Genomic DNA, 14580 nt, shown 5'->3' with positions numbered 1-14580 from the left:
ATGAATGCGCCTTGCCTCGGGGCAGGGCGCCACGCATTTTCGCCCCATGACAACATCATCTGAGACCGATCCGGGACGCTCTGTGCGGCTGACCATCTTTTTGCTCTGGCTGGCGGGGGTCTTGGCGGCCGGGCAATTCGCCAAGGTCGCGGTCACCTTTCCGCTGTTTCGCGAGGCCTATCCGGGGTTCGGCCCCACGCTCGGCTTTCTGGTCTCGGCGCTGAGCCTGATGGGTCTAATCTTCGGCTTGTTCTCCGGGATGATTCTGTCGCGCCTCGGGTTTCGTCGCATTCTTTTGCTGGCTCTGAGCTTTGGCGGTGCGCTTTCGCTCCTGCAGGCCAGCCTGCCGGGATTCGGTTTGATGCTGATCAGCCGGGCGCTGGAAGGCGCCGCGCATCTGATGATCGTGGTGGCCGCCCCGACCCTGATCGGCCAGATCGCGCCGCCCTCCTGGCGCAATACGGCGATGGCGCTCTGGAGCACGGTGTTTGCCGTGGCTTTCGCGCTGTTTTCCTGGCTCGGTCTGCCGCTGGCCCAGAGTTTTGGCCTGCCGATGCTCATGATCCTGCACGGGCTGCTCTTGTGGATCATGGCGCTGATTCTGTCGCGTGTCCTGCCGATACGCCCGCGGACAGAGAGGCTGCCGCCGCTCACGCTGCGCGAGATCATCGCCAAACATGTCGCGGCCTATTCCTCGCCCTCTATCGCGGCGCCGGCGGCGGGCTGGCTGTTCTACGCCATGTCTTTCGTCGCCATCGTCACGGTGTTTCCGGATTTCCTGCCCGATGCGCAGCGCGGGGTGATTTCCGGGGTGATGCCTCTGGCGGCGCTCTCCGTGTCGATGACGCTGGGGATCAGCTTGCTGCGCCATGTCTCGCCGGTGACGGTGCTGATCACGGGCTTTGTCCTTGCCGCGGTTCTGGCCTTGTGCCTGAGCTTCGGCGAGAGCCTCGGGCCGGCGCGGGCCTGGGTCGCGGTGGCGATGCTCGGCGCCCTGGGGTTGGTGCAATCCGGCAGCTTTGCCTCGATTCCCATGCTCAACACCACGCCCGAGGATCAGTCGCTGGCCAATGGCGCGCTGGCGCAGACCGGCAATGCCGGCAATCTCATCGGCACGCCGCTCCTGCTCTGGCTGGTCGACCGGTTCGGGATGACCGGGCTCATCGGCTTTGCTGTGCTGGTGTTCTGTGCCGGTGCCATGGTCCATCTCTGGCTCATGACCCTGCGCAAACACGGGGCAAGACGCCGCCGCGCGTAAGGGCGGGCGCATAAAAAAACCGCCTGGGTTGCCCCAAGCGGTCTTTTCATTGGATCGCTGCTGATCTCAGCCCTGACGGGCTTTGAAACGGCGCTGCGTCTTGTTGATCACGTACACGCGGCCTTTACGGCGCACGACGCGGCAGTCGCGGTGCCGGTTTTTCAGCGAGCGGAGCGAGTTACGAACTTTCATGTTCTTTCTCCTTGTCGCGGCGCCTGCGTGCGCCAGTTAAAACCATTCTGACCGGTCGGATGGTGGGCGTAACAAGGTTCGAACTTGTGACCCCTTCGATGTCAACGAAGTGCTCTACCACTGAGCTATACGCCCGTCCGTCCGTAGGAAATTCGCGCCCTGATCGATCGCACCATCGCGGTGGAAAGAACAAGACGCGGGGCATTTCCCGCGTCAGTTCGCAGGCGTATAAAAGGAGTCGGATGATTGTTCAAGGGCTTTTGAGAGAGAAAATCGATGCTTGGCATGTTTCTTGTCAAAGCCGGTGTCAAAATGGCCGGAAAGACCGGGGCGACAGCCCTGTATTTTACCACAGCTTCAACGCAAGGAAATCTCTTCGATCTGGCGGAAAACCCTCTATAGTTTTCAAGGTGAGAGGAGAGCCGATGCGCAAGACCCCCTATCTGTTGCAAAGACCGGATCAGCGGACATCGCCGGTGGTCTTTGCCTCACCGCACAGCGGCCGGTATTACCCGCCGGAGATGGTGGCGGCGGCCGTGCTCGATCCGTTGCAATTGCGCTCGTCCGAAGACGCCCATGTCGATCGCCTGTTCTCCGATGTGCCGCGCTTTGGCGCCCTGTTGCTCTCGGCCGTCTATCCCCGTGCCTGGGTCGATCTCAACCGGCGCAGCGATGAGCTCGACCCGGCGCTGATCGCCGATGTGCCGCGGGTCGGACTCAATCCGCGCATCGCCTCCGGGCTGGGCGTCATTCCGCGGGTGGTGGCCGGGGGGCGCAATATCTATCGTGGAAAGATCTCGCGGCAGGAGGCGCAGGCCCGGATCAACACGGTCTGGACGCCGTATCATCACCTGTTGAAAGCGGTGCTCGACGAATCGCTGACGCTTTTCGGCCAGGCGATTCTGATCGATTGCCATTCCATGCCGCGCGAGGCGCTGGCCGCGATCCAGACCGGGCGTGGCAAACGTCCGGATATCGTGATCGGGGATCGTTACGGGGCCTCGGCCGCGCCGGGGATCACGGCGGAGGTCGAGCTGGCCTTTCGGGCCCAGGGTTTCACCGTGTCGCGCAACGTGCCCTTTGCCGGGGCCTTCGTGACCCAGCAATATGGTCAGCCCTCGCGCAAATGCCATGCGATTCAGGTGGAGATCGATCGCTCGCTCTATATGAATGAGCGCACGTTGGAGCCGCGCAAGGATTTCGGCGCGTTTCGCGCCCGGATCGCGGCGGCGGCGAAGACGATCAGCGAGATCGGTCGCGAGACCCTGCCGTTGGCGGCGGAGTAACGCGCCAGCCCTGCTACCCGAGCGCCCTACCTGAGAGACCGTCCCTTGACGATGGCATCGGTTCCGAATTTGCGCCGGATCTCGTCGCCGGCCTGTTCCGCCTTTGCGCGTTTGACCGCATCCGGGTCCAGAAGGTCGGGTGAGAGATCGGCCTGGCTTGCCGGCAGCAGATCGGCGATGCCGATGCCGATCAGTCGAAACGGCCCCTGATCCATCGCCTGGGTGAGCAGGCCCTGTGCATTGCGGTACATCCGGTCGGCGATATTGGTCGGCTCGTGAAGTGTCACACGCCGGGTCAGCGTCGCGTGATTGGCGCGTTTGAGCTTCAATGTGACCACCCGGCCCGCGATCTCTCGCGCCTTGGCCCGATCCGAGACCTTTTGCGCCAGTCGCCAGAGATGCCCCTCGAGCGGCTCGAGCATGCCGATATCCTCGTTGAACGTGGTTTCGTTGGAGATCGATTTGATCGGCCGGTCGGCGGAGACGCGGCGCGCATCCTGGCCGCGCGCCAGATGCCAGAGCCGGTCGCCCATGGCGCCGAACCGGTGATGGAGATCGTCTTTCTCCCAGCGTCTGAGATCGGTGAATGTGCGAATCCCCGCCTTGTCCAGCGCGGCCTGCGTTGCCCGTCCGACGCCCCAGATCAGCGACACTGGTTTCTCAGAGAGAAAATCCATCGTCTCCGCTGCGCCGATCACCGAGAACCCGCGCGGCTTGTCGAGATCCGAGGCGATCTTGGCGAGGAACTTGTTATGCGACAGGCCGATCGAGCCGGTGAGATGCAGTTCCTCGCGCATGCGTTTGACCAGCCGCGCCAGCATCACCGCGGGCGGGTGGCCATGGAGCTTTGTCGTGCCGGTGAGATCCATGAAGGCCTCATCGAGCGACAGAGGTTCCACATCCGGCGTCAGCTCCGCCATCATGTCGCGGATCTCGCGGGATGCGGCGACATAGGCCTCCATCCGTGGCGGCACCACAACGGCCTCGGGGCAGAGCGCCAAGGCCTTGAACATCGGCATGGCCGAGCGCACCCCCTTGATCCGGGCGATGTAACAGGCGGTGGTCACCACGCCACGCTTGCCGCCGCCGACGATCACCGGCTTGTCACGAAGCTCGGGATTGTCGCGTTTCTCGACCGAGGCATAAAACGCGTCGCAATCCATATGTGCGATCGACAGGCTGAAAAGCTCCGGATGCGTGAGCACCCGCGGCCGCCCGCAGGACGGGCAGCGCGTCCCGTGATCGAATGTGGCGAGACAGTCACGACAAAGCGCAGGCATCATTCACTTCCTTGATACGCTCATATCCTATACCCATCTGAAATGAGGGGCTATCCTTGCCCTGCAATATCAGTTCCGGGGGAAGGTTTCCGATGAATTCCATTGATCCAATTCAGTTTTTGACGGGCGGCAATATTGTCACCCTGGCGCTGGCCGCCTTTGTGATCCTGCTGGTGCTCAAGGGTGTGCGGATCGTGCCGCAGTCCGAGAAATTCGTGGTCGAACGCTTCGGGCGTCTGCGCACGGTGCTTGGCCCGGGGATCAATTTCATCGTGCCGCTGATCGATGTGGTGGCGCATAAGATCTCGATTCTCGAACGTCAGCTGCCGAATGCGCTGCAGGATGCAATCACCTCCGACAACGTGCTGGTCAAGGTCGAAACCTCGGTGTTCTACCGCATCACCGAACCGGAAAAGACCGTTTACCGGATCAGAGACGTTGATGCCGCGATCGCCACCACCGTGGCCGGCATCGTGCGCGCGGAGATCGGTAAAATGGAACTCGACGAGGTGCAATCGAATCGCTCGCAACTGATCTCCACCATCAAGGCTTCGGTCGAGGATGCGGTGGACAATTGGGGGATCGAGGTGACCCGCGCCGAGGTGCTCGACGTCAATCTCGACGAAGCGACCCGCGCCGCCATGTTGCAACAGCTCAACGCCGAGCGTGCCCGTCGGGCCGCCGTGACCGAGGCCGAGGGCGAGAAACGCTCGGTCGAGTTGAATGCCGATGCCCAGCTCTATGCCGCGGAACAGGCCGCCAAGGCGCGTCGCGTCCAGGCCGAGGCGGAAGCCTATGCCACCGCCGTGGTGGCCGAGGCGATCACCGATCACGGCATCGAATCCGCGCAATACCAGGTGGCGCTGAAACAGGTTGAAGCTCTGACGGCGCTTGGCGGCGGGCAGGGGCAACAGACCATCGTCGTACCGGCCGCGGCGCTTGAGGCCTTCAGCAACGCGTTCAAACTCTTTGGTGGGAAATCCTGATGGACAGCGTGACCATCGATCAAATCTCGCTGTTGCAGCAGTGGTGGGTCTGGGCCGTGGCCGCCATCGCGCTGATGGGGCTCGAGGTGCTCGCCCCCGGGTTCATTTTCCTGGGCTTCGGTCTTGGCGCCGGGATCGTTGCGCTTTTGCTGGCGCTGGGCCTGTTCGGCTCGAATATCGCCGTTCTGATGCTGATTTTTGCCGTCTTCTCACTGCTTGGCTGGTTCGCCATGCGGCAGATCTTCGGCATCCGCAAAGGTCAGGTGAAGGTCTGGGACAAGGACATCAACGACGATGTCTGAGGCGCTTCGCCCCTTTGACGGGACTCCGTTTAATGGGGCGAAGATCGCGATTCTGCGCGGTGATCATGTCCTGACCCTGCTGCGTGACGATATTCCGGATATTCCCTATCCAAATCACTGGGATTTGCCCGGCGGCGGGCGCGAGGGCGATGAGACGCCCTTTGAAACCGCCGCGCGGGAATTGTTCGAAGAGCTCTCTGTCGAGATCGCCCCGGAGCAGGTGATCTACCATGTGATCGAGGAGGGCTATTCCGATCCGACGATGAAAGTGCATTTCTTTGTCGCGCGTTGGGAGGATCTGTCCGACGCCCATATCCGTCTGGGCGACGAAGGCCAGCGCTGGGACTGGATGCCGGCCCGCACATATATCACCCGCGAAGATGCGGTGATCTCGCTGCGCCAAAGGCTGACCCGGGCGCTCGCGGCGCTCGGGCTGTGAGCTCGGGCTCTGATCAGTTGTTCCAGGTCGTCGCGTTGGCGATCTCGTGCTGGATGCGCAGCGCCGCTTCGCGCGGGTCCTCGGCTTGCCAGATCGGACGCCCCACGACGATATGATCGACCCCGTCGCGAATGGCCTGGGCCGGGGTTGCGACGCGTTTTTGGTCGCCCAATGCCGCACCGGCCGGGCGCACCCCGGGGGTGACGATCAATTTGCCGGTCGCTTCGGGCAGGGCGCGGATCATCGCGGCCTCCTGCGGCGAGGCGATGACACCATCGGCCCCGGCGGCAAAGGCATTGCCGGCGCGTTCCTGCACCAGATCGCGGATCTCGCCCTCTTTGATCAGCGCGCCGTCGAGATCGGTACGGTCGAGTGAGGTCAGGATGGTCACGGCGAGGATTTTCATGTCCGACCCGGAGGCGCCTTCCTTGGCGGCTTTCACCACGTAAGGGTCGCCATGCACGGTGAGAAAATCCATGTCATATTGCGCCACGCCGCGCACCGCGTTTTCCACGGTGGCGCCGATGTCGAAGAATTTCATGTCGAGAAAGATCTTCTTGCCATGTTCCTGCTTGAGCTCATTGGCGAGCGCCAGCCCGCCGCCGGTCAGCATGCCCAGGCCGATCTTGTAAAAGGATGCGGCATCGCCGATGCGGGTGGCAAGCTCCATCCCCATCACCACATTCGGGACATCGAGGGCAACGATCAGGCGGTCATCACTATGGGATGTGGGGGATGTGGCGGTCATCTGGCTTCCTTTCTCTGCTTGGCCCTTCCATGCGCGCAAAGCGGGGAAAGGGTCAAGGCCCAGACTGTCTTGTCTCGATCTTGTCTGTGGGCTTGCCTGTGGTAGGGGACGCTTTGGTGCGATCCGGGAGGGGCAAAATTTGTCGTAATTTTGCAACAGGTGATCTTGCCGCCCGGGGGTTCAATCCCCATCTAGGTCTGGAGGCCCCAGCCAGGGGACGTGCCGCAGAGCGGGCGTCGCGATTTACGGAAATATCTCATGGGGCGCTTTGGAAAAGGAGAGACGGTATGAACATGGAGACGTTCACCGAACGGTCGCGCGGGTTCCTTCAGGCTGCGCAGACGATTGCGATGCGGGAAAGCCATCAGGCTCTGAAACCCGAACATCTTTTGAAGGCTTTGCTCGACGATGAAGAAGGCTTTGCCGCCAACCTGATTTCGAATGCAGGGGGCGATGCCAAGGCCGTGCGTGTGGCCGTGGAGGCCGCCGTCAACAAGATCCCGAAGGTCTCCGGCGATGCTGGCCAGACCTATCTCGATCAACAAACCGCCAAGGTCCTCGACGAGGCCGAGAAACTCGCCAAGAAGGCGGGGGATTCCTTCGTGCCGGTCGAACGGCTTCTGACCGCGCTGGCGATCACCAAATCCGCCGCGAAAGAGGCGCTGGATCAGGGCGGCGTGAGCGCGCAGAAACTCAACGCCGCGATCAATGACATTCGCAAGGGCCGCACCGCCGACAGTGCCTCTGCCGAAGAGGGCTATGAGGCGCTGAAGAAATATGCGCGCGATCTCACCGAGGCCGCCGAAGAGGGCAAGATCGACCCTATTATTGGCCGTGACGAGGAAATTCGCCGCTCGATGCAGGTGCTCTCGCGCCGCACCAAGAACAACCCTGTTCTCATTGGTGAGCCGGGCGTCGGTAAAACCGCGATTGCCGAGGGGCTTGCCCTGCGCATCATCAACGGCGACGTGCCCGAGAGCCTGAAGAACAAACGTCTTCTGGCGCTCGACATGGGGGCGCTCATCGCCGGTGCGAAATACCGCGGTGAATTCGAGGAACGTCTGAAATCCATCCTGAAAGAGATCGAGGCCGCCGCTGGCGAAATCATTCTCTTCATCGACGAGATGCACACGCTCGTCGGCGCCGGTAAATCCGACGGCGCGATGGATGCCGCCAACCTGATCAAACCGGCGTTGGCCCGCGGCGAGTTGCATTGTGTCGGCGCCACCACGCTCGATGAATACCGCAAATATGTCGAAAAAGACGCGGCTCTGGCGCGGCGGTTCCAACCGGTGATGGTCGAGGAGCCGACGGTCGAGGACACGATCTCGATCCTGCGCGGCATCAAGGAGAAATACGAGCTGCACCACGGGGTGCGGATCTCTGATAGTGCGCTGGTCTCGGCGGCGACGCTCAGCCATCGCTATATCACCGACCGGTTCCTGCCGGACAAGGCGATCGACCTGGTGGACGAGGCCGCCTCGCGCCTGCGCATGGAAGTGGACAGCAAGCCCGAGGAACTCGACGCTCTGGATCGCTCGATCCTGCAATTGCAGATCGAAGCCGAAGCGCTGAAGAAAGAGGATGACGAGGCGTCCAAGCATCGTCTTGCCAAGCTTGAGCAAGAACTGGCGGATCTCATGGAGAAATCCGATGCGATGACCGCGAAATGGGAAGCCGAGCGCCAGAAACTCGAAGGCGCGCGGGATCTTAAGGAACAGCTTGATCAAGCCCGCGCCGCTTTGGAAATCGCCAAGCGCGAAGGCAATCTGGCCAAGGCCGGTGAGCTCAGCTACGGCGTGATTCCGCAGCTCGAGAAACAACTGGCCGAAGCCGAAGCCGCCGAGGCCGAAGCCGATGGCGAGCTGATGGTCGAGGAAGCCGTGCGTCCGGAACAGATCGCCGAGGTGGTCGAACGCTGGACCGGGATTCCGACGTCGAAAATGCTCGAAGGCGAGCGTGACAAGCTCCTGCGGATGGAAGACGGGCTGCACAAGCGCGTCATCGGTCAACAGGCCGCCGTCCATGCCGTCGCCAATGCGGTGCGGCGCGCGCGCGCGGGGCTCAATGACGAGAACCGTCCGCTGGGCAGCTTCCTGTTCCTCGGGCCGACGGGTGTCGGCAAGACCGAGCTGACCAAGGCCGTGGCCGAGTTCCTGTTCGATGACGACAGCGCGATGGTCCGCATCGACATGTCGGAATTCATGGAGAAACACGCGGTGGCCCGTCTGATCGGCGCGCCTCCGGGCTATGTCGGCTATGACGAGGGCGGGGTTCTGACCGAAGCCGTGCGGCGCCGGCCCTATCAGGTCGTGCTGTTCGATGAGGTCGAAAAGGCCCACCCGGATGTCTTCAACGTGCTGTTGCAGGTCCTCGACGATGGTGTGCTGACCGATGGTCAGGGCCGTACCGTGGACTTCAAACAGACGCTGATCATCCTGACCTCGAACCTGGGTGCGCAGGCGCTGAGCCAGCTCCCGGATGGCGCTGACAGCTCGGCGGCCAAACGTGACGTGATGGATGCGGTGCGGGCGCATTTCCGCCCGGAATTCCTCAACCGTCTGGACGAGACGATCATCTTTGACCGTCTGGGCCGTCACGACATGGGCGGCATCGTCGAGATCCAGCTGGCGCTTCTCGAGAAACGTCTGGCGAAACGTAATATCTCGCTGGCGATTGACGATGGCGCGAAACATTGGCTGGCCGACGAGGGCTATGATCCGGTGTTCGGGGCTCGTCCGCTGAAACGCGTGATCCAGCGCGCCTTGCAGGACCCGCTGGCCGAGCTTTTGCTGGCGGGCGACGTCAAGGACGGCGATGTGATCCCGGTCTCTTCCGGCAGCGACGGGCTGATCATCGGCGAGCGCAGTGGCGCCTCGCATCGGCCGAAACCGGATGACGCGGTCGTTCACTAAAAGAGCGTCGAAACAATGAAGGAGGGCGGCCCCGAGAGGTCGCCCTTTCCTTATTATGGCCGGATGTAATTATGGTCGGATGTAGCTGTAGCCATCTTCCTGCAGCTCTACGAGACGCGCCACGCCTGAGGGCACCACCTCGGCCTCTTCGATCAGAACCGGTTCATGGCCGAGCTTCTTGGCCATGTTCTTGATCGTATTGCCGCAGGCGGAAAACTGGATTTCCTCGAATTCGAGAGACATGGCGGCGATGCGTGCGGCCACCGGGCTCTGGTCTTTCACGAACATCTGCAGTCCCGGCCCATAGGCGACGAGTTCGAGTTCGACGGTATCCCCGATCGATGCGAAATAGCTGCGGGCGTTCTCGGCATTGTTCAGCGCCATGTTCATCACTCGCATGTCGCTGTCGTCGACATGGATCGCGATCTTGTGGCTGACGCCTTCGGCGCGGGCCGCGTCGGTCATCGCAGTTCCGGACATGAGTGTGAGGGCCGCGCAGGCGGCGAGTGTGCGTAACATAGATGTATTCCTCCCTTTTTATATGTCGAGCCTAGGCACATTCTCCCGCCGCTGTCACGCTGCGCTGCAGGATCGGCAGTCCGGTGGAGCCAGCCGAATATTTCCCCCCCGTCGGGCGCAGAATTACGGTTGTGTTCTGGCGATCATCTGTCAGGGTCGGGCCAAACGGACGTGCAAAGGTGAGAGGCACATATGACCTTCTGGCATTGGGCAATGATGGCGCTGCAGGTTCTGGCGCTGATCTTCGTGGTGGCAATCGGCGTGATCGCATTGATCGCGTTGGCGCTTTATGTGATCGACAAGCGGCAGACCCGGGATGCGATCCTGCGCAACTATCCGGTGATTGGCCATTTCCGACATTGGTTCTCGACGCTGGGCGAATTCTTTCGCCAGTATTTCTTTGCCATGGACCGTGAGGAAATGCCGTTCAACCGGGCCCAGAGGGACTGGATCTACCGGGCCTCCGACGGCAAGGGCAATACGGTCGCCTTCGGTTCGACCCGCTCGTTGGCGCTGCCGGGCACACCGATTTTCATGAACGCGGCCTTTCCGCCGCTCGATGATCAGTTCACCCAGACCGATCCGATGGTGATCGGTCAACATTGTCGGGTGCCCTATACCGCCAAGTCGATCTTCAACATTTCCGGCATGTCCTACGGGGCGATTTCGAAACCCGCGGTTCAGGCGCTCTCGAAAGGCGCGAAAGAGGCGGGGATCTGGCTCAACACCGGTGAAGGCGGGCTGTCGCCCTTCCACCTCGAAGGTGGCGCGGATCTGGTCTATCAGATCGGCACGGCGAAATACGGTATCCGCGATGCGGACGGCAATCTCGACGATGACAAGCTGCGCGCGATCGCCGCGCATGAACAGGTCAAGATGTTCGAGATCAAACTCTCCCAGGGGGCCAAGCCGGGCAAGGGCGGCATCCTGCCCGCCGCCAAGATCACGCCCGAAATCGCCGCCATTCGCGGTCTGCGTCCGGGCGAAGACGGGGTCTCGCCGAACCGTCACCGTGAGGTGGATGATTTCGAGGATCTGCTGGATTTCATCAATCACATCCGTGACGTCACCGGCAAGCCGGTCGGATTCAAATTCGTCGTCGGCTCTTCGCGGCCCTGGGCGAAATTCTTTGCCTTGATCGAGAAACGCGGCCCGGAAAGCGCGCCGGACTTCATCACCATCGACGGGGGCGAGGGTGGCACTGGCGCGGCGCCGATGCCGCTGATCGATCTTGTCGGCATGCCGATCAAGGAAGCGCTCATCCGTATCGTTGATCTGCGCGACAAGTTCGGGTTGCATGATCGTATCCGCATTGTTGCGGCGGGCAAGCTGGTGAACCCGGCGGATGTGGCCTGGGCGATTTGCGCCGGGGCGGATTTCGTCACCTCGGCGCGTGGCTTCATGTTTTCGCTGGGCTGTATCCAGGCGCTCAAATGCAACAAGAACACCTGTCCGACCGGCATCACCACCCATGACCCGCATCTTCAGGCCGGTCTCGTGGTGCAGGACAAGTATAAAAAGGTCGCGGCCTATGCCAAGGCCACAGAGAAAGAGCTGGAGATGATTGCCCATTCGGTCGGGGTGCTCGAACCGCGGCAGATGCGGCGGCGCCATGTGCGGATCGTGCAGGCCGACGGCACGTCGATTCCGCTGAACCGGATCGTACCGAGCTATCATCGCGAGGATCATCAATACGATGAGGATGCGCCCTGGGCCGAAAGTTACAAGGTTCCAACGCAGTTGTGAGATGAGTTTGGTTTGTGGCGCGGGGCCGGCGGTTTACCTTCGGGGAAACGCAAACGGACGACCCCGGGAGAGAGACCCATGACCACACGCCACAGCCTGCCTCATTCGCAGATCACACCGGAACGCAGCTATCTCAACCGCCGCAGCCTGATGGCCGGCATGGCCGGGGCCGGTCTCATGGCCGCCTCCGGTGCGCGCGCGCAGCAAATGCCGCAGTTCGACATCAAGGGTTTCGATACCACGGAAGAGCCGAACAGTTTCGAGGAGATCTCCGGCTATAACAATTTCTACGAATTCGGCACCGGCAAGGACGACCCGGCGCGCTATGCCTCGGCCCTGACCACCGATCCGTGGGCGGTCGAGATCGACGGGCTGGTGGAGCGTCCCGGCTCCTACGGTCTCGGCGACATCCTTGCGAAAATGGATATCGACGAGCGGGTCTATCGGTTCCGCTGTGTCGAGGCCTGGTCGATGGTGATCCCGTGGAACGGTTTCGAGCTGCGGCAGCTCCTGGAACTGGCGGGGGTTCAACCCTCCGCCAAATATGTCCGTTTCGAAACCCTGTTCCGCCCCGAGGAAATGCGCGGCCAACGCAGTCCGATTCTCGACTGGCCCTATGTCGAGGGGCTGCGGCTCGACGAGGCCATGCACCCGCTGACCTTCATGGCGACCGGGCTCTATGGCAAGGAACTGCCCAATCAGAACGGCGCGCCGCTGCGTCTGGTGGTGCCGTGGAAATACGGCTTCAAATCGATCAAATCGGTGGTCAAGATCACGTTGCAGGAAAAGCAGCCTGTGAACACCTGGAAAGCCACGAACCACCGCGAATACGGGTTCTATTCCAATGTGAACCCCGAGGTCAGCCACCCGCGCTGGTCTCAGGCCAGCGAACGGCGGATCGGGGCGGGGGTCTTTGCCTCGCGCATCGCCACGGTGAAATTCAACGGCTATGAGGAGCAGGTCGGCGATCTCTATCGCGGCATGGACCTGTCGAAGAACTACTGATGATCGACGCGCTCAACCGCGCCCTGCGCAAAGTCCCGACCTGGCCGCTCTATCTCGCGGCTCTTCTGCCGCCCGCATGGTATTTCTATGCGGCGGTGACCGGCCGGCTCGGCATCGATCCGGTGAAAGCGATGGAGCACAAGATCGGGCTTCTGGGGCTGCAGATCCTGATCGCCTCGCTCTGTGTGACGCCGCTGCGCAAATATCTCGGGCTGAACCTGTTGAAGTTCCGGCGTGCGCTGGGGCTCATCGCCTTCTTCTATATCGCGCTGCATCTCCTCGTCTGGATCGTGCTCGATGTGCAGATCCCGAGCCAGATCATCGCGGATATCTACAAGCGTCCCTATATCACCATCGGCATGGCGGGGTTCGCCCTGATGATCCCGCTGGCCGCGACCTCCTATAATGCCGCGATCCGCAAACTCGGCAAGAACTGGCGCAGGCTGCACAAGTTGGTCTATCCGGCGGTGCTTCTGGGCGGCGTGCATTTCGTGATGCTGCGCAAGGGCTGGCAGATTGAACCCCTTGCCTATCTTTTGATCGCGGTTCTTGTCCTTTTGGTCAGGTTTCCCCGAAAGGTGCCGCAAAAGCGGTTCAGGATGTCTTGACAGCGGGGGCGGCGGCTTCAAACTCCATCCTGTGCAATGTGCACATGTTTACGAGTTATGGAGTACCCAATGAAACATATCGTTTTGAGCGCCGCCCTTCTGTCCTTCGCCGCCGGCGCGCAGGCCGCCACGATCGACTTTTCCGACAGCGCCTTCGCTTCGACCTTCGACGGGATCGGCGCCACCACCTACAGCACCGACGGCGTTCTCTTTTCTTTCTCTGCCACGGCAAGAGGAGTCGATGGCTATCGTCAGGCCTTTGGCGGCGGGCTCGGCTTCGGCGTGCCTGGCAATGGCATGTATTCCGTCGCTTTCACGGCCGATCAGGACATCACCGTCGAGAGTCTTTCCGGCCATGGTCATTCCCTGACCGGATATGCCGGGCAGCTGCCCTTTGACATCGCGCGCGACGGGGTCTCTTTGATCGATGATTTCATGTTCGCATCGGCAAGCGATGAAACCTACGACTTCGGCGGCACTCCGATTGCTCTGGAGGCCGGGTCGACCTTGAGCTTCGTGGTCGATTTCGGGGCGCTCTCCGGAAGTTCCATCTACGCCTCTGCCGTCTTCGAGGCGCTTGACTTCACAGCCACGAGCTTGCCCGCCGTGCCATTGCCGGCCGGGGCGCCGCTGTTGCTCGGCGGCGTTGCCGCTCTGGGTCTGCTTCGCCGTCGCAAGTCCTGCGCGCTCTGACATCGGTATTTGCGACTCTGTCCAAAGCCTGACTCGCGCGCGCACCCCAAATCACCGCTGATTCCGGAGGTGATTTGGGGTGATTTGCTCGCTCCATACCAAATGTTGCGTGATCTCCTGTGGGTAACAGGCATTCATTGCGCTGGCGGCGGCAAGGCAACGCGCGAATGGTGCTCTGATGCGCGGGTAGATGAAAAAAATAACAAAATAAATCATTCAAAAACAATTACTTATTGTAAAATATACCGCGACCGTCATTTTTCCTTCAAAAACCGCTTGCGGGTCTGTGTTACTGGCCTTAGAACCCCCTTCACCGGCGGCGCTGAGGCGCACGGCGGGACGGATCGGACGGACGGGATGGCGCGGAAGCGAGGTTCTTGAAGGAGGGTCTGGAAGAAAATCTGAGGTAGATCTGGGCGGGCGCGCCGTTAAGTTTAGGGCGCACTGGTCTGGTTTTTGTCTCTTGCTCTTTGAAATTGATAGATGAACGAAGAGATATGTGGGCGGTTTGGTCTTAACGACAAGAACGTCTGTATATCGCACTCCTAGGACTTTCGGGTTCGATTATGGAGTGTCAGCTTCACTGTTTGTCGGTCTTCGGTA

The 14580-nt window shown here is 61.4% G+C and carries 14 protein-coding genes and 1 tRNA gene; 10 read left to right on the top strand and 5 right to left on the bottom strand.

The features are described from left to right. Positions 1-46 precede the first annotated feature (46 nt). A complete protein-coding gene (locus BM151_RS11060; RefSeq protein ID WP_177213110.1) occupies positions 47-1258 on the top strand; it encodes an MFS transporter in 1212 nt (403 codons plus the stop codon). Between the two features lie 66 nt (positions 1259-1324). Here the strand turns inward: BM151_RS11060 and ykgO are convergent, their stop codons facing one another. Together ykgO and BM151_RS11050 are read right to left on the bottom strand one after the other, a co-directional pair. Next, positions 1325-1450 (bottom strand): type B 50S ribosomal protein L36, encoded by a 126-nt coding sequence (gene ykgO / locus BM151_RS11055; RefSeq protein WP_005850168.1) that lies wholly within the window; start codon positions 1448-1450, stop codon positions 1325-1327. Between the two features lie 60 nt (positions 1451-1510). Continuing rightward, positions 1511-1585, bottom strand: a tRNA-Val gene (locus BM151_RS11050). Between the two features lie 290 nt (positions 1586-1875). On the opposite strand from BM151_RS11050, the gene BM151_RS11045 reads away from it, so the two are divergent. Beyond that, the gene (locus BM151_RS11045; RefSeq protein WP_090060788.1) at positions 1876-2736 is read left to right on the top strand and encodes an N-formylglutamate amidohydrolase; all 861 of its coding nucleotides are present in this window, start codon (positions 1876-1878) and stop codon (positions 2734-2736) included. A gap of 26 nt (positions 2737-2762) precedes the next feature. On the opposite strand, the gene BM151_RS11040 is transcribed toward BM151_RS11045, so the two are convergent. After that, on the bottom strand, positions 2763-4016 hold the full coding sequence (locus BM151_RS11040; protein ID WP_090061128.1) for a DNA polymerase IV: 1254 nt from the start codon (positions 4014-4016) through the stop codon (positions 2763-2765). 92 nt (positions 4017-4108) lie between these two features. Between BM151_RS11040 and BM151_RS11035 the strand changes: the two genes are divergently transcribed. From BM151_RS11035 to BM151_RS11025, 3 genes are read left to right on the top strand one after another with little or no spacing between them, the layout of a single operon-like run. Further along, positions 4109-5002, top strand: a complete 894-nt coding sequence (locus tag BM151_RS11035; protein ID WP_177213109.1) for an SPFH domain-containing protein — start codon at positions 4109-4111, stop codon at positions 5000-5002. Further along, positions 5002-5304, top strand: coding sequence for an NfeD family protein (locus BM151_RS11030; RefSeq protein WP_177213108.1), 303 nt, complete (start codon positions 5002-5004; stop codon positions 5302-5304). The genes BM151_RS11035 and BM151_RS11030 overlap by 1 nt, the downstream gene beginning before the upstream one ends. After that, positions 5297-5743 carry an NUDIX hydrolase gene (locus BM151_RS11025; RefSeq protein WP_090060787.1) on the top strand — a complete coding sequence of 149 codons (447 nt, stop codon included), beginning with the start codon at positions 5297-5299 and terminating at the stop codon, positions 5741-5743. Before BM151_RS11030 ends, BM151_RS11025 begins: the two co-directional genes overlap by 8 nt. A 13-nt stretch (positions 5744-5756) precedes the next feature. Here BM151_RS11025 and pyrF read toward each other — a convergent pair whose 3' ends face one another. Then, positions 5757-6491, bottom strand: a complete 735-nt coding sequence (gene pyrF / locus BM151_RS11020; protein ID WP_090060786.1) for an orotidine-5'-phosphate decarboxylase — start codon at positions 6489-6491, stop codon at positions 5757-5759. A gap of 287 nt (positions 6492-6778) precedes the next feature. Here pyrF and clpB point away from each other — a divergent pair, with 287 nt between their 5' ends. Next, a complete protein-coding gene (gene clpB, locus BM151_RS11015) occupies positions 6779-9406 on the top strand; it encodes an ATP-dependent chaperone ClpB (protein ID WP_090060785.1) in 2628 nt (875 codons plus the stop codon). Between the two features lie 69 nt (positions 9407-9475). Here clpB and BM151_RS11010 read toward each other — a convergent pair whose 3' ends face one another. Further along, complete coding sequence (locus BM151_RS11010; RefSeq protein WP_245781184.1) at positions 9476-9925, bottom strand: DsrE family protein; 450 nt, start codon at positions 9923-9925, stop codon at positions 9476-9478. Between the two features lie 192 nt (positions 9926-10117). On the opposite strand from BM151_RS11010, the gene BM151_RS11005 reads away from it, so the two are divergent. The 4 genes from BM151_RS11005 (at position 10118) to BM151_RS10990 (ending at position 13977) form a co-directional block, all read left to right on the top strand. Beyond that, positions 10118-11671, top strand: a complete 1554-nt coding sequence (locus BM151_RS11005; RefSeq protein ID WP_090060784.1) for an FMN-binding glutamate synthase family protein — start codon at positions 10118-10120, stop codon at positions 11669-11671. A 78-nt stretch (positions 11672-11749) separates the two neighbouring features. After that, positions 11750-12676: a protein-methionine-sulfoxide reductase catalytic subunit MsrP gene (gene msrP / locus BM151_RS11000; protein WP_090060783.1), complete on the top strand. Its 927-nt coding sequence runs from the start codon at positions 11750-11752 to the stop codon at positions 12674-12676. Next, on the top strand, positions 12676-13284 hold the full coding sequence (msrQ, locus tag BM151_RS10995; protein WP_090060782.1) for a protein-methionine-sulfoxide reductase heme-binding subunit MsrQ: 609 nt from the start codon (positions 12676-12678) through the stop codon (positions 13282-13284). The genes msrP and msrQ overlap by 1 nt, the downstream gene beginning before the upstream one ends. 69 nt (positions 13285-13353) lie before the next feature. Continuing rightward, positions 13354-13977: a VPLPA-CTERM sorting domain-containing protein gene (locus BM151_RS10990; RefSeq protein WP_245781183.1), complete on the top strand. Its 624-nt coding sequence runs from the start codon at positions 13354-13356 to the stop codon at positions 13975-13977. The last annotated feature ends 603 nt before the right edge of the window (positions 13978-14580 follow it).

Origin of the sequence: Celeribacter neptunius (assembly GCF_900113955.1) — a bacterium.
Classification (GTDB): Bacteria; Pseudomonadota; Alphaproteobacteria; order Rhodobacterales; family Rhodobacteraceae; genus Celeribacter; species Celeribacter neptunius.
The sequence above is the reverse complement of the archived record's forward strand: the minus strand, read 5'-3'. Positions and strand labels throughout refer to the sequence as shown.